At 60.2% G+C, this 26,849-nt stretch carries 16 protein-coding genes; 7 read left to right on the top strand and 9 right to left on the bottom strand.

Features of this window, described 5'->3' with window-relative positions:
- Window positions 1–86 precede the first annotated feature (86 nt).
- The 3 genes from KGB20_RS05385 to KGB20_RS05375 all read right to left on the bottom strand — a co-directional run bounded on the left by KGB20_RS05385 (window position 87) and on the right by KGB20_RS05375 (window position 8,794).
- The gene (locus tag KGB20_RS05385; protein WP_154947061.1) at window positions 87–4,760 is read right to left on the bottom strand and encodes an NEL-type E3 ubiquitin ligase domain-containing protein; all 4,674 of its coding nucleotides are present in this window, start codon (window positions 4,758–4,760) and stop codon (window positions 87–89) included.
- A gap of 170 nt (window positions 4,761–4,930) precedes the next feature.
- The gene (locus tag KGB20_RS05380; RefSeq protein WP_150813660.1) at window positions 4,931–8,044 is read right to left on the bottom strand and encodes a transglycosylase domain-containing protein; all 3,114 of its coding nucleotides are present in this window, start codon (window positions 8,042–8,044) and stop codon (window positions 4,931–4,933) included.
- A gap of 291 nt (window positions 8,045–8,335) precedes the next feature.
- On the bottom strand, window positions 8,336–8,794 hold the full coding sequence (locus tag KGB20_RS05375) for an REP-associated tyrosine transposase (protein WP_150813662.1): 459 nt from the start codon (window positions 8,792–8,794) through the stop codon (window positions 8,336–8,338).
- A gap of 529 nt (window positions 8,795–9,323) precedes the next feature.
- On the opposite strand from KGB20_RS05375, the gene KGB20_RS05370 reads away from it, so the two are divergent.
- A complete protein-coding gene (locus KGB20_RS05370; RefSeq protein ID WP_150815099.1) occupies window positions 9,324–10,745 on the top strand; it encodes an amino acid permease in 1,422 nt (473 codons plus the stop codon).
- 225 nt (window positions 10,746–10,970) lie between these two features.
- On the opposite strand, the gene KGB20_RS05365 is transcribed toward KGB20_RS05370, so the two are convergent.
- Window positions 10,971–12,095, bottom strand: a complete 1,125-nt coding sequence (locus KGB20_RS05365; RefSeq protein ID WP_150815098.1) for an OpgC family protein — start codon at window positions 12,093–12,095, stop codon at window positions 10,971–10,973.
- Between the two features lie 244 nt (window positions 12,096–12,339).
- Between KGB20_RS05365 and KGB20_RS05360 the strand changes: the two genes are divergently transcribed.
- From KGB20_RS05360 to KGB20_RS05350, 3 genes are read left to right on the top strand one after another with little or no spacing between them, the layout of a single operon-like run.
- Window positions 12,340–12,714, top strand: coding sequence for a GtrA family protein (locus KGB20_RS05360; RefSeq protein ID WP_057716240.1), 375 nt, complete (start codon window positions 12,340–12,342; stop codon window positions 12,712–12,714).
- On the top strand, window positions 12,711–13,652 hold the full coding sequence (locus tag KGB20_RS05355) for a glycosyltransferase family 2 protein (RefSeq protein WP_150815097.1): 942 nt from the start codon (window positions 12,711–12,713) through the stop codon (window positions 13,650–13,652). Before KGB20_RS05360 ends, KGB20_RS05355 begins: the two co-directional genes overlap by 4 nt.
- A gap of 1 nt (window position 13,653) precedes the next feature.
- Window positions 13,654–15,162: a glucosyltransferase domain-containing protein gene (locus tag KGB20_RS05350; protein WP_150815096.1), complete on the top strand. Its 1,509-nt coding sequence runs from the start codon at window positions 13,654–13,656 to the stop codon at window positions 15,160–15,162.
- Window positions 15,163–15,189: 27 nt separating this feature from the next.
- Here the strand turns inward: KGB20_RS05350 and KGB20_RS05345 are convergent, their stop codons facing one another.
- The 3 genes from KGB20_RS05345 to KGB20_RS05335 form a co-directional block, all read right to left on the bottom strand.
- Window positions 15,190–16,809: an FMN-binding glutamate synthase family protein gene (locus tag KGB20_RS05345; RefSeq protein ID WP_090453300.1), complete on the bottom strand. Its 1,620-nt coding sequence runs from the start codon at window positions 16,807–16,809 to the stop codon at window positions 15,190–15,192.
- 165 nt (window positions 16,810–16,974) lie between these two features.
- Entirely contained in the window at window positions 16,975–17,775 is an 801-nt protein-coding gene (locus KGB20_RS05340) for a helix-turn-helix transcriptional regulator (protein WP_150815095.1), read from the bottom strand.
- Between the two features lie 351 nt (window positions 17,776–18,126).
- Entirely contained in the window at window positions 18,127–18,573 is a 447-nt protein-coding gene (locus KGB20_RS05335) for a hypothetical protein (RefSeq protein WP_150815094.1), read from the bottom strand.
- A 178-nt stretch (window positions 18,574–18,751) separates the two neighbouring features.
- Between KGB20_RS05335 and KGB20_RS05330 the strand changes: the two genes are divergently transcribed.
- The 3 genes from KGB20_RS05330 to KGB20_RS05320 are packed head-to-tail and all read left to right on the top strand — an operon-like array spanning window position 18,752 to window position 20,357.
- The gene (locus KGB20_RS05330) at window positions 18,752–19,195 is read left to right on the top strand and encodes an NUDIX hydrolase (RefSeq protein ID WP_150815093.1); all 444 of its coding nucleotides are present in this window, start codon (window positions 18,752–18,754) and stop codon (window positions 19,193–19,195) included.
- Between the two features lie 23 nt (window positions 19,196–19,218).
- Window positions 19,219–19,857, top strand: a complete 639-nt coding sequence (locus tag KGB20_RS05325) for a LysE family translocator (protein WP_057716232.1) — start codon at window positions 19,219–19,221, stop codon at window positions 19,855–19,857.
- A gap of 2 nt (window positions 19,858–19,859) precedes the next feature.
- Complete coding sequence (locus KGB20_RS05320; RefSeq protein WP_150815092.1) at window positions 19,860–20,357, top strand: GNAT family N-acetyltransferase; 498 nt, start codon at window positions 19,860–19,862, stop codon at window positions 20,355–20,357.
- A gap of 130 nt (window positions 20,358–20,487) precedes the next feature.
- On the opposite strand, the gene metR is transcribed toward KGB20_RS05320, so the two are convergent.
- A complete protein-coding gene (gene metR, locus KGB20_RS05315; protein ID WP_007985733.1) occupies window positions 20,488–21,405 on the bottom strand; it encodes a transcriptional regulator MetR in 918 nt (305 codons plus the stop codon).
- Window positions 21,406–21,522: 117 nt separating this feature from the next.
- Window positions 21,523–26,739: a dermonecrotic toxin domain-containing protein gene (locus tag KGB20_RS05310; protein WP_154947063.1), complete on the bottom strand. Its 5,217-nt coding sequence runs from the start codon at window positions 26,737–26,739 to the stop codon at window positions 21,523–21,525.
- Window positions 26,740–26,849 lie beyond the last annotated feature (110 nt).

Raw genomic sequence — 26,849 nt, 5'->3', positions numbered from 1 at the left:
GGGAGCGAGCTTGGTCCGGGCGGCGATCCGACGATGAGGCAGGCACATCCAGCATCAATGCCGCCTGACACTCATGTTTAGGCTTTTTACTGGCCGGCGCGCTTCATGGCTTGACGGGTCAAGTGCCTGGACAGTTCTTTCTCGTCGTCACCCAGGTCGACCAGCAGGCGATCAAAAATTGCATCGCTGAACGGCTCATCGGCAAAGACCACCGTGTCCGGCGCCGGCAGGTCGTTCATCAGTTCCCTGAGTCGGCTGCGCAATGCGGCGCGCTGATCCTCCGACTTCGACTCGACCCATTCGCGCTGTGTATCGCGCAAGGTGTCCAGTTGATCCGACAGGCCCTGATAGCGACGTTTGTTGGCTTGCATTTCGGTCGCATGGCGTTCATTCAAATGGTTTTGCCAAAAATCCTGTTCGAGCATTCGGTCGACCAGACCATCGCCTTCACCCAGGGCCAGCACCGTGTCATAGGCTTGATCGATCATTGCATCCGTGACGCCGGACACCGCCCGGAACAGCATGCCCTTCGATTGCCAGGGCAAGTCGAGGCGTTGTGCCAAACCGGTCTGATAGGCCAGGTAGACCTCGACTTCGTCCGGGTTGCCGCCACGACTGGCGACATCGGCACGGGCAATGTCGTTAACCTGTTCCAGCCGTGCGGCGCCTTTGGCCAGGGTCACCAGCTTCTGCTCCAGCTGCACCGGGTCAGTGGAATACGCGTGGGCCTCATAGGCGAGCACATCAATGCCCATGTGATTGAACAACTGCGCACCGGCGTCGGCGCAATCCACCGGCGCGACGGCCATGGTGAACAGCCTCTCCCGCAGAGGCGTGTCGACGTAGACGGCATCGAGCATGCGCCAGACACGTCGCACCAGTTGATCCCGGGCCGGGCCGCCGGCCTGGAAGTCGCGGCTCAGGCGGGTATCGAGCAACACGGTCAGGAAGCGCTCGGCCTGGGGTTCATCGACCAGCTCTGACCAGAGATTGGCCCGGTCGACACCCCAGCCGGGTACGTCGTTCCAGTGGTCCGCGCTGTAGTTGGAATTGACCACCCAGTCCGCCTGGCTGTTGTAGGGCACGATGGGCTCCGGAGGCAGCGCCACCGAGCGGCGAATCTCCTGATAGTGAACCTGGTTGATATCCGACAGGTTGCCGACGTCCAGCCGGGTGCGCGCCACAACCCAGGCCTGCGGTGAGCCGGGTACCACCTCGGGGATCAGGCTGATCGGATTGTCCCGCAGATCCAGCAGAAAACCGCGGGGCCTGGGTTTGCTCAGCGTACCTTCGGGCCAGGTAGTAATGCCCGTGTTGCGCAGCCCGACGACCTTCAGCCGAGGCATTCGCGAGATGTCGGCAGGCCTGCCCAGAGGATTTTTGTCCAGACGCAGAATTTCCAGAAAGGTCAGGGGTTTGAGTTGCTCGACGGCGGCGGCGTCCAGCGCGATTTGATTGTTACTCAAACGCAGGCGTTCGAGCCGATGCATGGCGCCGATGTTTTCCGGCAGTTGCGTCAGGTAGCAGCGATTGGCGCTGAGTTCGCGCAGGTGGGGGAAATCTTTCAGTAAGCCATTCGCCTTGGCGGAAAACAGTGTGTTATCGAGTTTCAGGATGGTGACCTTGTCCAGAAACCTTTTCAGTTGCGGTCGTTTCGGCCATTCGGACTCCAGATCTATCGGAAGCAGTTCCCTTGATAAATCCAGCGCATAGCCATGAAGTTCGGTGCGGCTGCCGAGCTCGGTATTTTTTCGTTCGAAACAGGCGAGTAAACGCTCGGCAATGTGTCGTTTAACACTGCGCAAAGGAATCGGATTATCGGCATCCAGCCCGGCGGACTGCGCCTCCCACAAATCGATGAGATTGCGCAACTGGTTGAGATCGTTTTCCTGTTCCTCCAGTAGCTTCAGCGGCTCGCCCTCTGCGGTCAGGGCAGTGGCGAAGTTGTCGACTTCAGCCTCGCTGAAATGCGGATGCAGATCCCGAATGCGTTCGTGCAGTGTTTTGCCTTCCTTGCTGAGTCCGCCTCCACGCACCAGCAGCATCGTTTCATGCTCGGCCACCGGGCGAACGGGCGGGTCGGCGAGTACGGTGCGGCGTTCGCTCGGTGATGCCGATTTGACCATGACCCATTCCCTGAGCAGTTCAGCATCCCCCGGTTTGTAGCCCAGGCTGTTTTTTCCATTCTCCTGCGTGGCCTGCAGGACAGCTTCGAAAAAGTCATCGGCTTCGTGGATCGGCTGATCCTCGCCATCACGCACCTGATATTGCCCGGCATCATCGCGAATCAACACCCGCACCCGCGTGGCGTCATCGGGGCCGACGCTGTAACGCAACTCGCCATCGAATGTGCCCTGACGAATTTCGAGGCGCAGGTCGCCGAAGGTATCGGTGTTAAAGCGCAAAGTGCCCAGCACCAGGCGCTCGGTCTCGGGCGTGATTGACGCGCTCGGGTACAAACCCTGGGCCGCCCGCACCGCCCGGGTCTCGAATTGCAGCTCACGGGCCTGGGTTTTCAGGCGCAGGGGCAGGCGTTTTTTCTGGGTGATGTGCTGGTCTTCCGTGGCACTGGCCCCTTCGACGATGTGTTCCGCAACGGTCGCGGGCAGCTCCGGGAATTCGCTGAACAGCGGCGCAATCTCAGGGGACAACACAGCGGGTGCAATGGCCGGTGAAGCCAGGCGTTGCAGGGTGTCGGTCAGCAGCGGTGGCGGCGGGGCGCTTTCAACATGCACCCTGCGCAGCTCGGCCTCATCGGTGCCGCTGATCTGGCGAATCTGCTCCAGTTGTTCATCGTTGAAACCATCGGTGCTGTGGCCGAGTCGGCGCATCAGGGTCGAACCTTCCCACTCCCGCGGGTTTTCCGTTTCGCAGACCCATGCCCCACGGCCATTGTGGCGCAGGGTCGGTGCGTAAGCGTCGAAACGCTGCGGATGGCGGATGCGTTGTTGCCCTGTGACCGGGTCTTGCAGCACTTCGAAGTGTTGATCGTTCAGGCGCACTATGCGCCGGCCCTGATACTGGTGAATGCCTTGGTCATCAGGCTGGGCGTCCGCGGGCAACGCCACATCGGCGCGTTCATAGGGGCTGAGGTCAGGGTTCCACAAACGCGCTTCACCGTTGGCCAATTGTACCGGTTTCAAGCCTTCGAAAAACGGCGAAAGCTTCGTCTGTGCAACATTGCCGACGGCGCCTCCCGCCGCGAACGCGCCCAACTGGACGACGCTTTCCAGCACGCCGAGGATCTGCTCAGCGGCCTCGGCCAGGCGTCCCTCGGCCAGGTCGACAAGGCCCTCGACCACGCCTTCGGTCATTTGATAGGCCGTGTACGCCAGCATCAGTTGGCCCAGTCCAGGCACCAACTGTGTCGCCACCTGCAAGGCAATGTTGAGGATGTCCGAGAGTATTTTTTCCAGGTTGTCCCACCAGGCCCAGCGGGCCATGCGGTCGGCGTATTCGGTGGAGATGGCGATTTCCCGGGCGTCGTTGAAAACCTTGTTGAGGGTCTGCCGGTAGCGGTAGCCCCACAGATCGTTATTGAAGATCGTCTCTCGGTCGGTCTTGATGCTCGACACACTGAATTGCAGATCGGGTTTATCCACAGGCGTTTCACGCCAGCTCGGCAAGTTGGAACCTGCTGGCGCCGGTTGCCATTTCACCGTGCTCAGACGCGCGTTCAACCCGGCGAAAAAATGCCCGCGTTGCTCATGGGGCACGAACTGGCTGAAGAACTGTTGATAGCTGTTGGCGGATGCGCCATCGCGCAACTGGCGCGTCAGTTCAGCCATGAATTCCAGTGAGGAGGTGTATTGCTTGAGCGGGTGCAGCGGATCATGGGGAACATAGGCAATCACCGGGGTCGGGGCGGTGGCGCTGGTGGTATCGGTGGTGATCAGGATGATGCCGTTCAGGCGCGTGTCCATCATTGCCAGGTTGTGATAGTCGACAGGTTTGCCGTTCCACTTCAGCCGCGAACGATCCTCGAGCATGCCTTGCACTACGTCGAAGGCTTCCTGGTCGATGTCGTGCTTCATCAGGGCCATTTGCGCGGCGACATTCAGTGCGCTTTTCTGGCTGAGAATGACTTTGTGGCGCAGGACATTGCTCGCCGCTTTGTCGCTCGGCTTTAAAGTGTCTTGCAGGTGCTGTTGATAGCGGGTGCCGATGTCCAGTTCGCGACACACGGACTTGAACTGCTCGATGCTCAGTTTGTGCTTGAGGTGTTTGACGTTGAAATGCCCGCGTGCGTCGGGGCGGGTGATGAACTCGGAGTCCTGGGTGAACGCTTCGTCCCGGGAAAAGTTGTGCAGGGCGGCATCCAGCAGCGAGATGGTACGGCTGGTGGTTCCTGCGGAAAAGTCATGCACCCACCAGGCCGTCTTCGCCGGGGCATACAGGCGCAGCCAGGTTTCCTCGACATCGTCTTCGACGCCGAAGCGGTCCCTCAGCGCTTGTTGCAGCAGGGGTTTGGCAAAGGCGGAAATATCCAGAAGATCGCGTAGAGCCTGATCCAAGGTGTTCTGCGAGGTCCAGCTGAGCTGGACGGCTTGTTTCAACTTGCGGTGAGCGGTTGTCGACGCGGTCCTGTGCCAGTCGGGCAGCGTCAGCCTGCTGGATTTCAGCGCATCGACACGGGATGGAGAGGTGTTCAGCAACCAGGAAGGAATCGCCTTCCTGACCTGTTGGTAGTGGACGCTTTTATCGAATGGGGCGATGGCGATCGGGTCTGATCCTTGAATCGCCGAGGGGGTAATGGGCATTGTTTGATCGTCCTTTGATCAGTACCGGGGACGACCAGACTAGGTAAGCATGTTGCCCAATAAAAGCGCAAAAATTGGTTTGAATCGGAGTTGTTGCCACCTCCCGCCTCGCAAAATTCAAGAGTGAAAAATACATATCTACCGCCATCGTTCCAATTCGTTGAGCTCGCTCAGCGGCCCGCCGTCACCTCGGTTGGCTGGCACATCGTATGGGTGCCCGGTTGCAGGTACGGCGTCAGGATCGGCGCCATGCCCTTGAGCACCTGCACGGGTAACGCCGAGGTGAAGGTAAAGCTTTCCGCCGAGCGGCCTGGCACGAACGCCGTCAGGGTGCCGAAATGGTGATCGCCTATGTAAAACACGAAGGTCGCCGTGCGGTTGAGCGATTTGGAACTCAAGATTCGCCCACCGGACCCGATGGCCTCGATGCGGTTGTCACCGGTACCGGTCTTGCCTCCCATCGCCAGCGGGCTGCCGTCGGGCAGCTTGAAACTGCCGGCCACGCGTTTGGCGGTACCGGCATCGACGACTTGCGACAGGGCCTCGCGCATGGCGGTGGCTACTTCGGACGGCATCACCCGTTTGCCGACGTCCGGGTCATTGATCAGTTGGGTTTCAAAGGGGGTGTTCGCGGCAAAATGCAGGCTGTCAATGCGCAGGGTCGGCATGCGCACGCCATCGTTGAGGATGGTGCCGATCAATTCGGCCAGGGCTGCGGGACGGTCGCCGGAGCTGCCGATAGCGGTGGCCAGCGACGGTACCAGGTGGTCGAACGGATAGCCGACTTTCTGCCAGCGCTGGTGGATGTCGAGGAACGCTTCGATCTCCAGCATGGTGCGGATGCGACTGTCGCGGGCGCCCTTGTGCCGGCTTTTGAACAGCCAGCTATAGACCTCCTGGCGCTCGAACTGGCTGGCTTTGACGATGTCGCCCCACTTGGCGTCGGGGTGATTGAGCAGGTAGCCCATCAGCCACAGGTCCAGGGGGTGGACCTTGGCGATGAAACCCTGGTCCGGCAAGTCGTAGGAGCCTGGACCGTAGGCCTCGTAGAGCCGCACAAGACGTTCGTCGGTGAGCTTTTCCGTGAGCTTGGCGCCCTTGAGGTGCGAGCGCACAAAGGCGTTGAAGCTTTCCTGGCTGGCCTGCGGCAGCAGGTAGCGGTGCACGGCGGCCATGCGGATCGGGGTCGGGCGCATGCTGTCGAGGAAGGTGTCGAGGCGGTCCTGGGTGTCCTTGTTCTTGTATTTCTTCCAGAACTTGAGCAGGAACGAAGTGCCCTCGCGGTCGGCGAATTCGGCCAGGTACTCCTGACGCCGCGGGTTGCGGTCATCCTTGAGCAGTTCGGCACTGCTGTTCGGGCCGGAGTAGGTGGTGTAGCGCACCAGGTCACGCATCAGGCGAATGAACGGCAGGTTGATCGATTCGCGCAGGGCGTCGCGCAGGGGCGGTATCCGGCCGTTGTCTTCCTTGCGGAAGTTGTGGAACGTGTGCAGGCCACCCCCGGTGAAAAACGCCTCGCCGGGGCCGGCGGAGTATTTGCGGTCCAGGGCGGCGCCAAGCATTTTTTGCAGATCGCGGTCCTTGTTCTCGATCAGGTAGTCGACCGCCCAGCGGCTCAGGCGATCCTGGTCCGGCACGTCGACTTTCTTCAGCTCCGGAACGGCCATGCCGGCGTATTTGTCGTGCAACTCGGCGATGATTTGCAGGTAGGTGGTCAGCACACGCATTTTCGCGGTGGAGCCCAGTTCCAGTTTGCTGCCTTCGTTGATGTCGAATGGCTGGTCGGTGCTGTCGGTCTGCACCCGCACCCGCGAGCCGTCCGGGGTCAGTTCGAACAAAGTGAAGCTGTAGCGTACCTGGGTGGTGCTGGTGGTGGTCAGGAGGCGTTCGCCGATCAGGCCGATTTGCGTGGCAAACTCAGGGTCGGCCAGTTTTTTCAGGTACTCGGTGGCCTCGCTTTGCAACTGGCCTTGCAGGGTGCTGGTGGCGGAGAGGTCAAGGCGGTCGAGGTCATACAGCGGACGATTGAGCATGCCGGCCAGACGGCTGCGCGCGACACTGATGCCCTTGTTGGTTTCAATCGGTTGAATGGTCGGCTGGGTGGCCCAGTCGCGGTAGATCACTTTGCTGGCCAGGGCGGCGGCGGCGAACTCGGCGTCGATCACATGGTTTTGCGCCAGCAGGCGTATATGGCTGTCGGTGAGGTCGGCCAGTTCATCGTGACCCTTGGTCAGGTAGTGCGACGGGCGGCGCTGGGCAATCATCAACGACAGCATTTCACGCAGGGCCAGGCCTTTTTCCGCCATGGTTTTTGGATCCGTAGCGGTGCTGGACAACGCTTCGTTGGCCTGTTTGAAGTCGGAGCCGTACCACACGCGCAACCCTTCAGCCATGCCGTGCACTTCACCGTGGCCCGGTACAGCTGACAACGGCACGCTGTTGAGGTAGTCACGAACCACGTTCTGCCGGATTTCGAGGGTTTGTGGCCCGGCCTGATAGGCGCGTACGGTGGCGGAAACCATCTGGCGAATCTTTTCCGCGCCATTGACCGTCAAGCCATCGGGGGAATGCCGATACTTCTCCAACTGCGTGGCCAGGGTACTGCCACCGGCGGATTGGCCGGGCACGTGCAACATCTTCGCCAACTGGGACCAGGCCGCCATGCCGAACCGCGGCCAGTCCACCGCCGGGTTGGCCAGCGGTTGCCTGGGGTCGAGCAGGAAGCGGTTTTCGATGAACAGCAGGCTGTTGACCACCACCGGCGGGATCGAGTCAAAGGTTGAATAAAGCTGCTGCGGATAGTGGTACTGGTACAGCGGCGCTGCGCGGCAGTCGGTGATCGACAGCCCGGCCTGGATTTTCTCGGCATAAGGCACGAACAGGCCCTTGTCGCTGTACTTCAGCAACGCCGGAGAAAAGCGGGTTTGCGCCTCAACGATGAAATTGCGCTTGATCAGGCGCGGCAGGAACTCACCCAATGAGCTGTAGCCCAGGCGCCGATCGAATGGACCTTCCCCCGGATAGCGAATCGCATCGCTGGGGCCGGGTTTGAGCTCATAGCTCAGTGACGCGGCGTATTTGCTGACTTCCCGGGCCTGGAACTTCGAGGTGCGCATCTCCCTCATGGCGGCCAGCCCCACGACAATCGCGATAATCAACAGCAATAGCCAGAACGCCCCCCATCCGTGTCTGGAACGACGGGGTTTTTCAGGTAACGGCGCTTCATCCTCACTTTCATTCGGAACCACGGTTTTACTCGAATCGGTTTGCCACAAAGCGCCCATAGTCGACTGATCCATTCACGCAGATTGATCGGACTTGACTCAAGCTTAGACGGTGGTTGGCGAGGGTGAAGAAAATGTGAAGGGCAAAATGATGCACGGACGCACCGATAATCAGGCTGATTGAAGCACTTGTGGCGAGGGGGCTTGCCCCCGTTCGGCTGCAAAGCAGTCGTAAATCCGGTATTTGCGGTGTGTCTGATACAACAGTGGTTGCCTGATTGAGGGGCCTGCTTCGCAGTCCAACGGGGGCAAGCCCCCTCGCCACAAAGTGTTTGGTGCAGGGGCGTCCGTTTACAGCCAGCACGCATCCCAGAGAGGGTAGTCGCCAATTTTATCCACAAGTCCCGCCCTGAGTGGATTGGCAACGATGTAGCGAGCGAACGGCAGAAGATCTTCTCCATCGCGAATGGCCCGGTCGTGGTAGCCGGTTTGCCAGAGTGGGCCACGGCGGCCAGTGATTTCGTTCACTTCACGGGTGCAACGTGACTTGATGGCACCGATGACACGCCCAAGATTGCCTTCCTCCAACTGCATCAGCCAATGAAAGTGATCGGGCATGACCACCCATGCGATGGAGTTCACTACGTTGGTTTCATGAGCTCGACGTAGTTCTGAAACAAGTAAGCGTCCCAAATGCCAATCCGAAAAGATCGGTTGGCGACCATGAACAACGGCGGTGATGAGATATGCCCGACCGCTCTCGGAATATCGGCCCAGACGCAAGCGGTGGGAGTTGGGTTGAGTTGGCATTCCATTGCTTCCCTTGAGGATATCAATTGCACATTCAAGGCTAGTACCCGGTTGTCCAGGGTAGATCTGCATGTGTTGAGTGAAAGCTCTGATACCTGTGAAGGAATGACGGCGCGAGAAAGCTGTTGTTGTTTTTGTGACGAGGGGGCTTGCCCCCGTTGCGCTGCGAAGCAGCGCTAAAACTTGCGACTGGTGATTGTCTGAAACACCGTGTTCACCTGTTTTGCGACTGCTTCGCAGCCGAACGGGGGCAAGCCCCCTCGCCACAGGTGCTGCTGTGGCTGAGGCGTGGGGGCGGTCTGTAATGGCTGAAGTAGAGCCTTTTCGAGGGTAAGTACGACTTTGGCAGGGGCATGACGATGCACCATTGTTGTGCAATACTCGGCGCCGTTTTTCCCACTGATCTTGCGGGTTTTTCCTACAAGACGACTCTGCCCACGAAGCAGAACCGGTTCGGGACGCGATGGCTTATCGGTCAGCGCTTCGCCACTCGGTGGTCATATCCAATAACAAGACGAGGTTGTCCCCCATGCCCGTAGGCAATCACCTGCCCCAAGGCGAGACCGCTCAGGGCGGTCCGCTCAAACGTGAACTCGGCGAGCGGCATATTCGACTGATGGCACTCGGTGCCTGTATCGGCGTCGGCCTGTTCCTGGGCTCGGCCAAGGCCATCGAAATGGCCGGTCCGGCCATCATGCTGTCTTACATCATTGGCGGTCTGGCGATCCTGGTGATCATGCGCGCTCTCGGTGAGATGGCCGTGCACAATCCGGTCGCCGGCTCGTTCAGCCGTTACGCCCAAGACTACCTCGGCCCGCTGGCGGGCTTCCTGACCGGCTGGAACTACTGGTTCCTGTGGCTGGTGACCTGCGTCGCGGAAATCACTGCCGTGGCGGTGTACATGGGTATCTGGTTCCCCGATGTACCACGCTGGATCTGGGCGCTTGCTGCGTTGATCAGCATGGGCTCGATCAACCTGATCGCGGTCAAGGCCTTCGGTGAGTTCGAGTTCTGGTTTGCCTTGATCAAGATCGTCACCATCATTGCGATGGTGCTCGGCGGCATCGGCATCATCGCCTTCGGTTTCGGCAACGACGGCGTGGCCCTGGGTATTTCCAACCTGTGGACCCACGGCGGCTTCATGCCCAACGGTGTACAGGGTGTGTTGATGTCGCTGCAAATGGTGATGTTCGCCTACCTGGGCGTGGAGATGATCGGCCTGACCGCCGGTGAAGCGAAGAACCCGCAGAAGACCATTCCGAACGCGATCGGCTCGGTGTTCTGGCGCATCCTGCTGTTCTACGTCGGTGCGCTGTTCGTGATCCTGTCGATCTACCCTTGGAACGAAATCGGCACCCAGGGCAGCCCGTTCGTGATGACGTTCGAGCGGCTGGGCATCAAGACCGCCGCCGGCATCATCAACTTCGTGGTGATCACCGCGGCGTTGTCGTCCTGCAACGGTGGCATCTTCAGCACCGGGCGCATGCTCTACAGCCTGGCGCAGAACGGCCAGGCTCCGGCGGGCTTTGCCAAGACCTCGAACAACGGCGTGCCGCGTCGTGCATTGCTGCTGTCGATTGGCGCGTTGCTGTTGGGCGTACTGCTGAACTATCTGGTGCCGGAAAAGGTATTTGTCTGGGTGACGGCAATTGCCACCTTCGGCGCGATCTGGACCTGGGTGATGATCCTGCTGGCCCAGCTGAAATTCCGCAAAGGCCTGAGCGCCAGCGAAGCGGCCGGCCTGAAATATCGCATGTGGCTGTACCCGGTCAGTTCGTACCTGGCGCTGGCGTTCCTGGTGCTGGTGGTCGGCCTGATGGCGTACTTCCCGGACACCCGCGTGGCGCTGTATGTGGGGCCTGCGTTCCTGGTGCTGCTGACGGTGCTGTTCTACGTGTTCAAGCTGCAACCGACCAATGTTTCGCAAGGTGCGGTGCGTTCGGTTTCGTAAGTTGTAACGCTTGAAAAGCCAAAGCCCCGGTCGATTGGCCGGGGCTTTTTGTTGAAAGTCATTTATCTGCGAACCGGGGCTTTTGTGGCGAGGGGGCTTGCCCCCGTTGGACTGCAAAGCAGTCCCTAGATCAGGCCCTAAAGTTGTGCCAGACACACCGCAAATATCGGATTTGCGACTGCTTCGCAGCCGAACGGGGGCAAGCCCCCTCGCCACAGGTATCAGTCAAGCGACTACCACCTGCTTTGGACCAGTCAAGCGCTTGTTGAACTCAAGCCAGGTCGCCAGCAACGCCATCAACCCGGCACCCACCAACGCCGTGAAAATCTGCATGGCAAAAGCATCGTCGGTCAGCGCATTGACCATGTCCGCCAATGGCGCCAGCAGAACGCCCAGACAGAAAATCTCCAGCGAGAAACGGCCCATGCGGCAACTTTGCTGCGCGAGCCAGTTTTGTGTCCATCCGCTGTCGGGAATCAGTTTCGCCGTGACGTAGGCCAGTGCGAGAAAATGCAGCAGGCGCACGGGGGAAAGGTCGGTCTTGCTGATGGGGTACAGGATGTTTTGCAGGCTCGCCGGCACCACGGCATCGTGTAGGTCCGGCCAACGCCACAGCACGGTCAACACACCCGCGACCACGACATACAGCGCCGCACCGACAAACAACGGCTGGCGAACCAATGGGCGGGTCTGGGGCGGGCGCGGGCGCTGGCTGTGAATCGCAGCGGCACCGCCGAGTACGAACAGCAGCTGCCAGGCGACCGGGTTGAAATACCACACGCCGTCCTTGATGGCCGCCAGGTTCCAGCCAGCCAGCGGCACCATCAGGTACAGCGCCAATGACATCGAGACCACCACCCAGGCCTTGCGCACCAGCAGCGGCAGCACCAGGGGCAAGCCCGCCAACAGCACGATGTACAGCGGCAACGGGTCCATCAGGTTCGGCTTGAAGCGCAACAGCAGTTCATCGATCAGGGCCTGCTGCGGGTTGCTGATGAAGTGATGCATGCCCATTTCTTCCACCAGATCCCGTGTTTCCACATGGCTGTTGGCGAAAAACACAATGCCCATCAGCATCGCCAGCAGGAAGATATGCACCACGTAGAGCACCCACGCCCGGCGCAGGATTTTTACGCAGGCGATCAGAAAGCCTTCGCGCGCCAGGACTTTGCCGTACGCCAATACGGATGCGAAACCTGCCAGAAACACGAAGACCTCGGCTGCATCGCTGAAACCGAAGTTACGCAGGGTGATTTGCCCCAAAGGGTTGTGGGGCACGTGATCCCAAAAGATGAAGATCAGTGCCAGACCACGAAAAAAGTCGATCCGGTGATCGCGCGCTAAGGTCATGACAGCAGGCTCGTAACAGCGGGTAAAAATGGGATTGGCCGCTGGCGCAAAGGCCACGCGCCCAATCGGCGGCGCGCAGGGTGGACTGATTCGCGGGCAATTGCAAAACCGGGATATTACCGGATGTCTCGGGCATTGCCCCAAGGCTCAACCGCTGGTCTGAAAGACCGCTTGACCTGCGATTTATGACAGTAAACAGGCTCAAATATCAATAAGTGCAACGTTCTTGAAACGGGAGCCTCACATGAGACTGTTGTGGAAAGGGCTGTCCAGTTACACGGTGATCGGGGTCGCCAACACCCTGATTCACTGGCAGATCTTTTTCCTGTTGAGCGTGGCAGCCGGCCTCAGTCAGGCGATCAGCAACCTGGCCGCCTTCTGCGTGGCCGCGTCATTTTCCTTCTACATGAACGCGCAATTTACCTTCGCCGCCAGTGCCACGGTCGCGGGTTATCTGCTGTTTCTTTTGGGCATGGGGGCACTGAGCCTGGGTATCGGCCATCTGGGTGACCTCTGGCGATTGCACGGCTTGCTCACGGTGGTCCTGTTTTCGGCGTTGAGCCTGGTGTTCGGTTTTCTATATTCCAAATACGTGGTGTTTCGCGGACGTGATCAATGAAAATCTCGCTCATTGTCCCGGTGTTCAACGAAGAGCAGTCCATCAACCTGTTTTATCGGGCGGTGCGAAGGGAGTTGAGATTAGGCGACACCGAAGTCGAGATCGTGTTCATCAACGACGGCAGTTCCGACAACACGGCCGAACAGGCTATGGCACTTGCCCAGGCGGATGATCAGGTCATGCTGATCAATTTCTCGCGCAACTTCGGCAAGGAACCGGCACTGTTTGCCGGCCTGGAGCATGCCAGCGGCGATGCCGTGATTCCCATGGATGTCGACCTGCAGGACCCGATCAACGTCATTCCGTTGTTGATCGAGCAATGGCAAAAGGGTGCCGACGTGGTACTCGCCAAGCGCCGCAGCCGGGCCGCCGACGGCTACCTCAGGCGCCACAGCGCGTCTATTTTCTACCATGTGCTCAATCGCATCGCCTACACCCGCATCGAGGAAAACGTCGGGGACTTCCGGCTGATGGATCGCAAGGTGGTCGATGTGATCCGTTCCTTGCCGGAGCACCAGTTATTCATGAAAGGCGTGCTGTCGTGGGCCGGGTTCAACACGGTGGTGGTGGAGTTCGAGCGGCCGGGAAGGGTGGTGGGGAGCAGCAAGTTCAATGTCTGGAAACTGTGGAACCTGGCCCTGGAAGGCGTGACCTCGTTCAGTACCGTGCCGCTGCGCTTGTGGACTTACGTTGGTGGCGGCATTTCGATTTTCGCGGTGCTCTATGCGGTGTACATGGTGCTGGACAAGATTTTCTTCGGCAACAGCGTTCCCGGTTATCCGTCGCTGATGACTGCGATCCTGTTTCTGGGCGGCGTGCAACTGATCGGCATCGGCATCCTCGGCGAGTACATCGGTCGCATCTATATCGAGGCCAAGCACCGGCCGCGTTATGTGATCAAGGACATCGTCGGCGGTAAAGACCGGGGCGGGCGTTAGAATGGGGCGGTTCAGCGACGTCTTCGTTCGCGAGCTCAGCCGGCATCAGGTCTGGCGGTTTTTTCTGGCCGCCACCCTGGTGTATGTCCTGCCGTTGATCCTCGCCGATTATCCCTACATCGATGACAACTGGCGCTCGCTGGCGGCGGGCATGGCCTGGGCCGAACAGGGCCGACTCTTCACCCAGTTTTTCTACAACGCGCTGACCTTCAGCCATGCCGCGCCGAACATCTTTCCCTTGCCCTTGTTGATCGCCACGCTGTCCATGGCGTCGGCGTTGACAAGCCTGACGCTCCATTACTTCCGTCAGCCCACCGTTGCTTGCTGCCTGGTGCTGTTGCCGCTCTGGTACAACCCGTTCTTCCTGCAGAACCTGTCTTATCAATACGACGGTCCCGCCACGACCCTGAGCCTGGTGGCGGTGATCTACGCGATCACCTTTCGCCACCCTTGGCGCGGCGTGCAGTGGCTGGTGCCGTCGTTCCTGATTGCCTTGGCGCTTGGGCTGTATCAAGTCAGCCTGAACGTGTTCCTGGGTCTGTGTTGCCTGGAGTTGCTCAGGGCCGCCAACGATAAAACCACCCCGGTACCATGGCGCGACCTGCTGGGCTGGAAAGCCGCTCAGGTCATCCTCGGCGGATTGATCTACAGCGTCAGTGCTTATCCGTTCATGGGCTCCAACCGCACATTGCTGCTCGATTGGACGGCGCATCCCTCATTGCAGATCCAGATCAACATTGGCCGGGTCCTGGAAAAAGTCGTGCTGCTGTTCCATGGCGGATGGCTCTGGGTGTCCGGCGGGTTGCTGTTGCTCGCGATAGCCGGGGCGGTGCGGTTGGGATTGAACGTAGCGGCGCGCCAGGACAGCGGGCCGAAGAAGCTGTTGATCGGCCTGATGTGTTTGCTGACTTTGCCCGTCGTGATGCTGCTGGTGTCCGGTGTCGCGTTGTTTTTCCGCGACTTCAACGAAGGTGCCCGCACCTTGATGGGCTTCGCCGTGCTGCTGGTATTGCTGTTTTACCTGGGGCATCTGGCGCTGGCGTCGATCCATGAGCGGTTGCCGCTGCTGTTGATGATTCCCCTGCTGGCCATGTTGTCGTTGTCGTTCGCTTATGGCCGGGTGCTGACGGTGCAGAAAACCTTTGCGTCCACGGCACTGGCCGGTCTTGCGTACGACATCGCCAGCCATCAGTCGCTGCGCGAGGCCAGACGGATCTACCTCTCGGTGAGTTATTCCGACTATTGGTTGGTGGCGGCGGCAGGCTCATTCAAACAGCGCCCGGTGCTGCACTACTTGCTCAATACCGACTTTTACATGCTGGCCGAAAATCTGCCGAAGGCGGGCATCACCAACGTGGTGGCGGAGCAGGAGCGGCGTAATGCAACGCGGGTCGGCTATCAGGGCTATCCGGCGTTGGTCGAAAGCCGGTTCTACCGGATTTACCTGATCGGCGATTACGGTTTTATCGTGATGAAGGAACCGGCCCCGAGCAAAACACTGCGCTGGTGACGCGCGATTCTGATCGGGGTGGCGAGGTTATGCCGCCGCTATTTCACTGGGCTCGAAACTATCGGCCCGGGCCATCTGCCACATCCGCGAGTAGAACTCGCCGTTCACTTCGCCGGTCAGCAACTCACCCGGTTTGAGGAACACGTGCAACTGCGAGAACAGCTTGATCTCGGTTGCCGACATACGTCGCACCAGATGCTTGGCGGACAACTGCGATGGATGTTCGAGGCCGGCGGCGGCGAGCATTTCCGCCAGGGCCTTGAGGGTGTTGCGGTGGAAGTTGAACACGCGTTGGGCTTTGTCCGGTACCACCAGCGCGCGCTGGCGCAGGGTGTCCTGGGTGGCGACGCCAGTCGGGCATTTGTTGGTGTGGCAGCTCTGCGACTGGATGCAGCCGATGGCGAACATGAAGCCGCGCGCCGAGTTGGCCCAGTCGGCGCCGATGGCCAGCACACTGGCGATGTCGAAGGCGCTGACGATCTTGCCGCTGGCGCCGAGTTTGATCTTGTCCCGCAGGTTCAGCCCAACGAGGGTGTTGTGCACGAACAACAGGCCCTCGCGCATCGGCACGCCGATGTGGTCGGTGAACTCCACGGGCGCGGCGCCAGTGCCGCCTTCCTTGCCGTCCACCACGATGAAGTCCGGGAGGATGCCGGTTTCCAGCATGGCCTTGGCGATGCCCATGAACTCCCACGGATGGCCAAGGCAGAACTTGAAACCCACCGGTTTCCCGCCGGATAACTCACGCAGTTGCGCAATGAAATGCATCATTTCGATCGGCGTGGAAAACGCGGTGTGGCGCGACGGTGACACGCAGTCCTCGCCCATCAGGATACCGCGGGTTTCGGCGATTTCTTTGGTGACCTTGTGTTTGGGCAGGATGCCGCCGTGGCCGGGCTTGGCGCCCTGGCTCATCTTGATTTCGATCATCCGTACCTGTGGCGTCCGGGCTTGCGCCGCGAAGCGTTCCGGGTCGAAGCGGCCGTCGCTGGTGCGGCAGCCGAAGTAACCGCTGCCCAGTTCCCAGGTCAGGTCGCCGCCGTTTTCCCGGTGATAGGGGCTGATGCTGCCTTCGCCGGTGTCATGGGCGAAATTGCCGAGCTTGGCACCCTGGTTCAAGGCACGGATGGCGTTGGCGCTGAGGGAGCCGAAACTCATGGCCGAGATGTTGAATACCGACGCCGAATACGGCTGGGTGCATTGCGGGCCGCCGACCGTCACCCGGAAACTGCTCGGGTCGCTCAAGGGCGCGGGGCGCATGGAGTGGCCGATGAATTCGAAACCCGACTGATACACATCAATCAGCGTGCCGAAGGGTTTGTCGGCGGTTTCATTCTTGGCCCGGGAGTAGACCAGCGAGCGCTGGGCCCGGGAGAAGGGCAGGGCGTCGCTGTCGGATTCGAGCAGGTACTGGCGGATTTCCGGGCGGATGCCTTCGACCAGGTAGCGGATATTGCCCAGGATCGGGTAATTGCGGCGCACTGCGTGCGGACTTTGCAGCAAGTCGAACAGGCCGATCAGGCTGAGGACGGCAGTGACAGCGGTAATTGGCCAGAGCCAGTCGTATTCAAGAAACGGCAGGCTGGCGAGGGTGAAGATCACGCAGACGGCAAAGAAGGCGTAGCGGCTCAGGAGTGACAGGCTCATACGGTTTCCTTGGGTTCGGACTCAATGAATTTGGCTATGCACAGATCAATGTGGGAGCGGGCTTGCTCGCGAAAGCGGTGTGTCAGCCAACATGAATGCTGAATGAAATACCGCTTTCGCGAGCAAGCCCGCTCCCACAGAGAAGCAGAGCGTTCCACAGGGCATTCAGGCATTTTGTGCCTGGAGAAAAATCGAAAACAGCTCGGACTGGGATTTGATCCCCAGCTTGCTGTACATATGTTTCTTGTGGACTTTCACGGTTTCGACCGAGATTTCCAGCTTGCGGGCGATTTCTTTACTGGAGCAACCGCTGAGCATCAATCGCCCGACATCCAGCTCCCGGGCCGTCAACTGCGCGCCTTTGAGTTGCTGCACCGAGGCTTCCAGTTGTACCCGCCAATCAGCTTGCGGCGGTGAGGGGGACAGGGCCACGACTTCGTTGATTTCATAGGGTAGACGCTGGCGCAACAGGCCGAGCACCCACGGCTGGATCAACGACAGCAAGGCGATCTGCTGGCCGCTGAAACGCTGGGTGCTGCCCAGGGACAGGCACAGCGTGCGGTCGCCTTCGAGCTGGCAATTGAACTGGATTTCGTCGGCCACCACATTCAGACGAAAGTAGCGCTGGTAATACTCAGTCAGCTCAAAGTGCTCCGGGGCCACTTCCGACAGGCGATACAGCCCGGTGCGCGATTGCTCGCGACAGGCGATGTAGAAGGGGTCGAGCAGGTACAGGCCGCGCAGGTAATCCTGGAACAACTGGTCAGGGCTGCCGTCTTCGCCGGGGCATTCGGCGAACACCTGGGGGCGCTGATCGGCACTGAAAAGCAGCGCCACCCAGCTGTCGAAGGGCACGTACTGGTCCAGCAGGCGTACAAGCTGGGTCCAGAAATTGGGCTTGTCCAGGGCGTCGATCAGTTGCCCCACCGAGCGGTGCCAGGCGATGTCGTCCAACGAGAGTGTCATGCATCTACCCCTATCGTATTACCTCGGCGGCGTAATTCCCCGCCCGGTTGCTTGCTGCGCATACTGGCGCACAGACACCGACCGGGCAATCTTTCTGCCGCCCGGCGCATAACAAGGAATACCCATGAAGGTCGAACTCGCCCAATTGGCCGGCCGTGACAACGACACGGCTTACAGATGGGTGTGGTGTAGCTGGCAGGGTTGACCGGTGGTTTCCGTTGGCAGCCAGCGAAGATGGATTTCCAGGAAGCGGTGCAAGCGAACAGCTTATGAGCTGGTCACACTGCAAAAAAGGCGAACATCCTCAAGGATGTTCGCCTTTTTTGTCTCAAGCATGAGTGGCTTGTTGTATTAGCCGGTTTTTTCCTCGTGTTTTTGCTTGTCACGGGGAAGGGCATTGATGCAGTAGTTGATGTAATAGAAGGTGAAAAGTCCGGTATAGACCAGATTCATGCGCAGTTCGAAGTTGTGTTCAGCCAAGGCATATGCCCTTAACACCCTTCGTACACGGAAACACCAGAGCAGGGTCAGCAGTAAATACAGTACGAACAGAACACCTATAAGGGCGAATGCATAGTAGTGAGGTACCGAGACTAGAGTTCCGATAGAACCAATGATGATCAGGTAGAAGGCAAATAAAGCCGGACTCATTGTCTTGATGTGAGTGACCTCCTCAAGTGCCGTGATGGTTTTGTACATCCAGACATTTGTATAGAGCCCGGCAGACAAGGTTCCCAGCAGAAGAAGAGGAAACGTCTTGGTGTTGATTTTTTCTTTCAGCGTTGAGATGTCAGACATGCGAGTCGTTCCAGTGGCGGCGCAGGGCGATTGACCGGTGAAGGTCGGCAGAGCACGCTACCAAAGGCGCTCGTGGGAAATTTCCGGGCTTTTTGGCGGAGAGTTCTGGATTCACTCTTGGCCGAGTTTTGAAGGCATGGGATTCTGTGCATCCCTCAACATGGACCTGTGGTCAGCGATGTCTTCTTCGATAAATGTTTCACTCAATCATTCCAGGGTCATCCGCATCGCCGCCGCCCTGTTGATCGGCCCGGACGGCCGCACGTTGCTGGTGCGCAAGCGCGGCACCACGGCGTTCATGCAGCCGGGTGGCAAGATCGAGCCCCATGAATTGCCGGTCCACGCCCTGGCCCGGGAGCTGGAAGAAGAGCTGGGTCTGGACATCGACCCGGCGCAGGCCGTTTACCTGGGTCACTTCTCGGCACCGGCCGCCAACGAACCGGGGTTTGTCGTACACGCCGAGCTCTTTCAACTGAATATTCATGGCGACGTCACCCCGGCGGCGGAGATCGAAGAGGTGCTCTGGATCGACCCGGCCACCGATGGCGATGTCAGCCTGGCGCCATTGACACGGGACCTGATTCTGCCGTTTTATCGAGCATCGCTGACCGCGATCGCCTGATCATTACGCAAAGGACCTCGCCCATGATCCCGCTTCAAGACCTGCTGATTTTTGCTGCTGCCGCGTTGCTGATGGTAGTGACACCGGGGCCGAACATGATCTACCTGATCTCCCGTTCGATCTGCCAGGGGCGCAAGGCCGGGGTGATCTCGCTGCTTGGGGTGGTCGCCGGATTCTTCGTGCACCTGTTTGCCGCCGCCGCGGGTTTGACTGCAGTGTTCCTGGCGGTGCCGATGGCTTATGAGGTGTTGAAGTGGGCCGGTGCGCTGTACCTGTTGTGGCTGGCCTGGCAGGCGGTCAAACCCGGTGCGCGCTCGCCGTTCGAGGCACAGCAGTTGCCCCCGGACTCTTCACGCAAACTGATCACCATGGGCTTTCTGACCAGCGCCCTGAACCCGAAAATCGCGGTGTTCTATCTGTCGGTGTTTCCGCAATTCATCACGCCGGAGCACGGTTCGGTGTTCACCCAGAGCATCATCCTCGGCCTGACCCAGATCAGCGTCAGTTTCTGCGTCAACCTGCTGATCGCCATGTTTGCCGCGGGCATCGCCTCGTGGTTCGTCAACAATCCGACCTGGCTGGCGATGCAGCGCTACTTCATGGGCTTTGTATTGTCGGGGCTGGCGCTGCGGCTGATGCTTGAGCAAAAACGGATGGCCTGAGGATGTGGATCGAACGACTTGATGCCAGCCATGCCCTGGACTACCGGGCGCTGATGCTCGAAGCCTACGACCTGCACCCGCAGGCCTTTACCTCGAGCGTGCGTGAGCGGGCGGCGATGCCGCTGAGTTGGTGGGAGTCGCGCCTGACCGGCAAGCTGGACGTGGTGCTCGGGGCGTTCGAAGAGGGCCGGTTGGCCGGCATTGTCGGCCTCGCGTTCGAGCCTCGGGAAAAGGCCCGGCACAAGGTGACACTGTTTGGCATGTACGTGACCGCCAAGGTCCGCCAGCGTGGGCTCGGCTATCAACTGGTTCAGGCGGCATTGGCCCAGGCGCAGAACCATGCGGGTTTGCGCCTGATCCAGTTGACCGTCACCGCCGGCAACGATGCCGCGTTCAACCTCTACCAGCGCTGCGGCTTCATCCAGTTTGGCCTGGAGCCGATGGCCGTGCGGGTGGGCGAGGATTACTTCGACAAGATTCACATGTGGCGTGAGATCTAACCATCACATAGATCCCCTGTAGGAGCGAGCTCGCTCGCGATAAACCTGAGAGCGACACGGGGTGCCCGGTTTCCAGCGTTATCGTTGACGACCATCGCGAGCGAGCTCGCTCCTACAGGGGGTTGGTGTTCTAGCGAACGGCGCTGACCCCATCCAGCGTCGAAAACGACGTGTCCTTGGCCGTCAGCAAGAAGTCGCGCATGTACGGCGCATCGAGCATGTCGGCGCGGATCGCCGCATACAGCGTGGCGAACAAGCCTTTCTCACCCAGCCGCTTGGCTTTCACATAGCCTCGCGAGCTGTATTCATGCAGTGCCCAATGGGGCATGCCGCATACGCCGCGACCGCTGGCCACCAGTTGCATCATCATCACTGTCAGTTCCGAGGTGCGGACCTGGGCCGGTTCGATGTCGGCGGGTTCGAGGAAGCGGGTGAAGATGTCCAGCCGGTCCCGTTCCACCGGGTAGGTGATCAAGGTTTCCGGGAGCAGGTCTTCGGGGACGATATAAGCCTTGCTGGCCAGGCGGTGCTGGTTGGCCACCGCGAGCATCGCTTCATAAGTGAACAGGGGTACATAGGTGATCCCGGCCAGGTCCACCGGATCGGAGGTCACCACCAGGTCCAGGTCGCCACGGGCCAGGGCTGGCAGCGGGGCGAAGGAAAACCCCGAGGCCAGGTCCAGTTCGACTTCCGGCCAGGCGTCGCGGAACTGGTCGATGGTCGGCATCAGCCACTGGAAGCAACTGTGGCACTCGATCGCCATGTGCAGACGACCGGCGGTGCCACCGGCCAGGCGACTGATGTCGCGCTCGGCGGCGCGCAGCAGCGGCAGGGTAGCGTCGGCCAGTTGCAGCAGGCGCAAACCGGCGCTGGTGAAGCGCACCGGTTTGGTCTTGCGCACGAACAGCGGCATGCCCATGCGCTCCTCCAGCTCCTTGAACTGGTGGGACAGGGCTGACTGGGTCAGGTGCAGGCGATCGGCCGCATCCACCAGGCTGTCGGCTTCGCGCAAGGCGTGCAGGGTCTTGAGGTGACGGATTTCAAGCACCGGAGGCTCCATGAGGAAAACTTGTCGATAAATCGAAAAGGTTGAGTTTGTCTCATGTTGATGCCGCTGTCGACCACAAGCACGGCGGAGCACATGGCGTGCTCCGCCGTTGTTGCTTTACAGCGAGGAAAAGTGTTTGTTGCCCAGCGTTTTGCCGATTTCTCCGCGCCAGATCGCCTCGACCGTACCGCCACTGGCGGCCACGTCCTTCTGCCATTGCAGGCCCAGGTTGCGTTGTTCCGGCAGTTTCAGATGGCCTTTGACGAAGTCGCTGAACTGGGGCTTGGCCGAGGTGTAGTGGAAGTGTGCGTACCACAGGGTTTGCGCGGGTTCGCTACGCAGGTCGCGCACCTCGTACTCCTGGAGGAAATCCCTGCGTCCATCCGTGCGTTTGCCCAGGTCGCGCAGGCCGCCCTCCTTGCGGATGTCCACCACGCGTTGTTCAAGCAGATAGTCCAGATAGCCCTCGGTGGGGGTTTTGCTGTTCAGGGTCTGCTCAATACGCAACGTGCGGCCGGCACGGGTCAAGTCATTCGCGCGATTGCGCAATTGCAGCGCGACCGTCTCCGTGGGCGACAGGCGTTCGATGGCCCGGGCTCGCATGTTCAGTTCCGCAGCTTCACTGATCATCATGTGTTCCAGATCGACCGGCAACATGTCCTGACGGGCGTAGCCTTCGACTTTGCTTTTGTAAACATCTACGGTGCCGAGCCTTTTTCTGGCCTCCACCAGCAATGGCGTGATATCGGTCACAAGTTCCGTTGGCGCTGCCGCCACGGGCTCACTGAGATGATATTTGCCGCTGGAGGAACGGGGTAGCCAGGTTTCCCTGAACCCATTTGCACCCTCGACGGTGAAGCGCTGTTGGCGGGTTGCGGTATCCGTGCTGGCGATGCCGATGAGCAACTGATTGTCTTCCGTCTCGAACAGCTGCTTTGACGCATTTCCCGCTTTTGCACTGTTGGATGGGCGTGTCTTGATGGCATGGCGAGCCGCCGCTTCGACTTCTGCCAGATTGTCGAGAAACGCCGTGACCTGCTCCAGATCCAGATGCTGCGGATAGCCCAGCACCCAGGCCCCGAGATTGCGACGAAATTCGGCGTAGGTCGCCAGGCAATCTTCGAGCACTTTGTTTCGCTGGGTAAACGTGGCCTGTACTTCAGGCAATTGATGTTGGGTCAGCAGCGCTCGTCCGACCTTGTTGCGGGCCTGTTTCAACTGTACGTGAAAGTAGACCCAGGACTGGTCGGAGACAGCGGTGTAGTGAGTGATGATCTCCAGCTCATTCGCCGTTTTCAGGTAGTAGTAATTGGCATCGCTGAATTTTTCGTTAAGCATGGCCATATCCGCGGCCATCTTTGATTTTTGCATGCGGTTGGTGATCCGCCCGTTCCATCGATTGGCTTCTGCAACCTGTGTATGAAGCCGGTCCAAGTCCTTGAGAAACTCGATTCGCAATTCCTTGCGTTGCGCCATCAGTTGAATGTGTGCGTCGGTATTGCTGAACGGCGTTGCCTCCGAACGGGCAATCATCTGATCGATGCGGTTGAGCTGTTCCACCAGGCGCTCCTTGACCAAACTGATTCGCCGCACCACTCGGTCGACGATGACCCAGGCGCAGCGGCTTTGAGCATCTTCGACCAGCATGCGTCTGCGGCCGTGGCTGATCAGCATCAGTTCTTCAAGGTTCAGGTACTGGGCCTGCGCCAGCTCGAGGTCGTTCACGCAAAGAATGTCGGCATTGGCTCGAAGCGGTTGGCGCTGCTCCCGGTCAAGGCTGAAGTAATGTTCCAGCACAGTGTTGGAACTGCGAGTCTGGGTCCCGAGTCGCCGGGTATAGGCGTCGGCGGTGTTGGTCAACGTCAACTGGCGTCGCAATGCCCGGTCCGTCCACCAGCGCGGCAGCCAACGGCGAATGGCGGCGGGCCAGAGCGGGTCGAGGCCGTCAGCCAGATGACCGAGCACCGCGCCGCCACCGGCACCGCCGCCTGCCGTCACGGTGCCGTACACCGCGTAATGGGTGTTCCAGTGGCCGCTTTCATCCAGGGCGATGGGTTGTTTGTAGGTTCGGCTGCTGGTAGCACTCAAGCGCCACTGCGGTGGGTTGTCGGTCAATTCGATGCGATAGATACGACCCTGGCGGACCATGAAGTCGCCGTCGGCGTGGCGATAAACGTTGCGATAAATCCCTTCGGTGCCCGGTTGCAGGCCGGCGAAGGAAATCTCGTGTTCGTACTCATAGCCCCTGAAGCGTTCGAGGGTGCGTCGGACCTGCTGCGGGGTCGAGACCTGCAAGGCGCCCGGTTGTCTGGTCAGGGCGCGCAATTGTCGCCCGCGAGTGGCGGCGCGCGCGGCGCTGGAAGCGGCGCCAGCAACGGGCAGCACATCCATGGCTGCGTCGATCAACGACAGCAACACGGCTTCCACCTCGGCCAGGCCATGGCCGACATCACCGCGCAGGAAGGCCGCCGCTGCCTGATTGGCGCTGTTCCAGGCGTCGTACAGGGCAATGGCGGTACCGATGAAAGGCACGACGCCCAGCGCCATTTTCAAGTAGTTGAACATGGCCCCGGAGCGCAGCGCGACGTGCTCCAGATACAAGGCATCGTTGGAGCGCGATGTCGACCGATGCGCCTCCAGCAAACGGCCCATGTGCACATTGAGCAGATGCGCTGCCAGGGATGTACTGGCTGGCCAGGCGGTGCCGACGCCGATCAGGGCATCGAAGTTTTTCACCCGGGCCTGGTTGATCCGGCTGACGTGCGAGGCAAATTCCCCGGTCAGGGCGCGACCGGCCAAATAGTTGACCATCGTGCTGTTCAGGCATTGGTTGAAGAGGAACGTCCGCGCCTGTTCAAGGCTGTCGAACTGACGCACAAACACCCCATCGGGGCAGTCAGGCCGATAGAGCAGGGTCAGGCCGCTGATCTGCTCGACGATAAAAGTCACCCCGGCCAGGGTGCTCGGCCCCTCGCCCGGCGTGTCCGTACCGCCAACGGTCAGGTGCGCGGGCAACAACACGATGCGCTTGCCGTCGACCGCAAAGGCTTCACGACTGTTGGCGTCGATGGCGATCTGCAGCACGCGTTGGCCGGCGACGTCGATGTCCTTGGCCAGCACGGCGAATTCGCCTTGCAACTGGAGCATCAGCCGCCACGGTTCGCTCAGGCATTCACGACGAAATTCATTGCTGAAGGCCGAGGCGCCAGGGGCGCCAAGGAAGGTCTCGCGAATCAGCCTTTCGTATTTCCCGGCCAGATCCAGCTCGGTGACCATGTTGCGCAAATAGTCCTGGGTGATGCCGGTTTTCAGCTTCTGCCGTTGCCCCTCGTCGGCGCCGCTGATCTCGACCTGCATCAGCGACACCCGATACCACATCGACTGATCGATATTGCCTTGCGCCAGTTCGGCGAGGGACAACAGGCTGCGCTGCTGGCTGCCAGTCAGTACATTCTTTTGCGGTGTTCCCGGCGCAGCGCCCTCGATAAGTACCTTGCGCCACGTGGTGGTGTCGGGGATGTCCAGCAACACCTCAACGTTTTGCGTCAGGGCGAAGTCTTTGCGCAGGCGGGCGTCGATAGCCTTTTTGCTGAATGACTCGCGCAGTGGCAGTTCCCGTTCAAGCAGTCGATGGGAGCGCTTCATCGCCGCGATGTAGGCGGTGAACAACGCCTTGAGCCGATCGCGTTCGGCCGCGGACAGTGCGCTGAGGGACGACGGCAAGTGTGTTGCCAGCGTGGCGCCGCGGTTTTGCTCGACGATGTGTGCGAAGGCCAGCTCCCGCGCGGAGACAGTGGGGACGGTCAGGCGGGCGAGCGTCTGTTCACGCAGTTTTTCCAGTTCCGCCGCCCGCTGGCCGGCATGGGAGGGCACGGGGTTGGCGGTCATCAGCCGCGTCGCATGCTGTTCACAACTGTGAAGCTGGGTTTGCAGGGTGTACTCGATCGGGTTGCCGGCCAACGGCAAAAGTTGCAGCGCTTGCGTGTCGTCGTTGGCCGGCTGCCTGAACATCTTCTGCTCCAGTGCCTGGCGGGAGGCGAACCGTTGCAGGCCGCCGAAATGTCCGGGCCAGTAGAGCAACACGCTGTCGCTGGCGGACGGCAGCAATGCCGATGGCCGGGCATACAGCAGTACACCGTCGAGCTCCTGGGTCTGCGTACGGAGGGCGTCGTCTTCGCTGTCAGTCGCGGTCAACACCAGTCGGGCGACCACCACATCGGCCGGTCGAGGTTTTTCGGGCGCGTCGAGCACGGCCGTCAGCCACTGATATTCATCGCTGCTGATCTGATTCAGGCTCAATTGCAGATCGGCTTCGGCACGCAGGCCACTCAGGCGCGCCTGGTACAGGGCCTTGTAATGTGTGCCCGACGAGTGGCGCAGTTCCAGCAGTTGCGGTGCCTCGTCGGCGCTTAACAGGGCACTTGCGGCCTCGCTGCTGGCCTGTTCGGCGGCGCGCAGAGCGTCGAATTGCTGTTGCAGCCTCTGCATGCGCGGGTCGTCGGTGGTGCCTGCAAAGTCCAGCCCCAGAAAGTTTTGCAGTGCCGTTTGCTGTTGCACTAAAGCGCTGTGGCGCAGGCTGAAGGGAACGTCGGGGCTCAGTTGCCCGAACGGGGCGATGTCGTTGCTTGAATCCGGCAGGGGCAGGTCGGTGGGCGAGGCAAAAACACGGTCGTTGCGTTGCCGCTCGGCAGGGGCTGTGGCCAGTCCCGCCAACAGGGACTCGGCACTTTTCGTCAGCTGCGGGGTGTCCAATACGGTGTAATCGACCGTGACGCGGCTGCCCTCGGGTTCAGGTTGCTGCTGGGTTAACCAGCGTTCCAGACTGTTGCGATTTTCAAAGGTCATCCAGGGCGCTTGCCGAGACGGCAGATACAGCAACTGGGTGACCGGTTGGTCGGTGTTGCGGGTAATGACCAGGGCACCCGGCAGTTCGTCAGTCAGACTGCTGTTGCCCCCGAGCGACAGGGTCTCGACGTAAACCAGGATCTCGGGGGAGGTTGTCTGCGCTGCCGGGTTGACGAGATCCAGCAGCACATTGAACTGTTCGGCATTCAAGGTGCCCTGGGCAAATGCCAATTGGCACGACGCTTCGAAATGTTGGCGATACAAGCGGATGGCCTGTGCCTTGCGTGAAACGTCGGTACCGCGTGCGCGTGCCTGCCACCAGTTCGTGGTCAAGGGAACTTGCGGGTTCTGCGCCATGAGGGCCAGCCATTGATCGCGGCAGTCGTTCCAGCGCGCCGAGGCGCTCAGGTACAGGTTTTCATCCGTGTCTCGGGCCAATGAGGAGACGTGGCCGAAGTCGGCCAGCGGTGCGGCAGGTGATTCGTGCATGAAGAAGGACTCCGATGGGTGAAAAAATCGGGGCCATTAAAGTTCGTTCGAGAAGAGGCATGGTGGTACATAGTTATCGCGTGCCGCTGTCTGGTCTGACGACCGTCCGG

Origin of the sequence: Pseudomonas sp. BF-R-30 (assembly GCF_019956175.1) — a bacterium.
GTDB lineage: Bacteria > Pseudomonadota > Gammaproteobacteria > Pseudomonadales > Pseudomonadaceae > Aquipseudomonas > Aquipseudomonas jessenii.
This window is presented reverse-complemented; position numbering and strand designations above follow the sequence as displayed.

Excerpts from the sequence above, each read along its gene's own strand:
- KGB20_RS05370 (WP_150815099.1), top strand. The coding sequence starts at position 9,324 with ATGCCCGTAGGCAATCACCTGCCCCAAGGCGAGACCGCTCAGGGCGGT.
- KGB20_RS05350 (WP_150815096.1), top strand. The coding sequence starts at position 13,654 with ATGGGGCGGTTCAGCGACGTCTTCGTTCGCGAGCTCAGCCGGCATCAG.
- KGB20_RS05335 (WP_150815094.1), bottom strand. The coding sequence starts at position 18,573 with ATGTCTGACATCTCAACGCTGAAAGAAAAAATCAACACCAAGACGTTT.
- KGB20_RS05310 (WP_154947063.1), bottom strand. The coding sequence starts at position 26,739 with ATGCACGAATCACCTGCCGCACCGCTGGCCGACTTCGGCCACGTCTCC.
- KGB20_RS05330 (WP_150815093.1), top strand. The coding sequence starts at position 18,752 with ATGTCTTCTTCGATAAATGTTTCACTCAATCATTCCAGGGTCATCCGC.
- KGB20_RS05365 (WP_150815098.1), bottom strand. The coding sequence starts at position 12,095 with ATGACCTTAGCGCGCGATCACCGGATCGACTTTTTTCGTGGTCTGGCA.
- KGB20_RS05345 (WP_090453300.1), bottom strand. The coding sequence starts at position 16,809 with ATGAGCCTGTCACTCCTGAGCCGCTACGCCTTCTTTGCCGTCTGCGTG.
- KGB20_RS05355 (WP_150815097.1), top strand. The coding sequence starts at position 12,711 with ATGAAAATCTCGCTCATTGTCCCGGTGTTCAACGAAGAGCAGTCCATC.
- KGB20_RS05340 (WP_150815095.1), bottom strand. The coding sequence starts at position 17,775 with ATGACACTCTCGTTGGACGACATCGCCTGGCACCGCTCGGTGGGGCAA.
- KGB20_RS05320 (WP_150815092.1), top strand. The coding sequence starts at position 19,860 with ATGTGGATCGAACGACTTGATGCCAGCCATGCCCTGGACTACCGGGCG.
- KGB20_RS05380 (WP_150813660.1), bottom strand. The coding sequence starts at position 8,044 with ATGGGCGCTTTGTGGCAAACCGATTCGAGTAAAACCGTGGTTCCGAAT.
- KGB20_RS05325 (WP_057716232.1), top strand. The coding sequence starts at position 19,219 with ATGATCCCGCTTCAAGACCTGCTGATTTTTGCTGCTGCCGCGTTGCTG.
- KGB20_RS05385 (WP_154947061.1), bottom strand. The coding sequence starts at position 4,760 with ATGCCCATTACCCCCTCGGCGATTCAAGGATCAGACCCGATCGCCATC.
- KGB20_RS05375 (WP_150813662.1), bottom strand. The coding sequence starts at position 8,794 with ATGCCAACTCAACCCAACTCCCACCGCTTGCGTCTGGGCCGATATTCC.
- KGB20_RS05360 (WP_057716240.1), top strand. The coding sequence starts at position 12,340 with ATGAGACTGTTGTGGAAAGGGCTGTCCAGTTACACGGTGATCGGGGTC.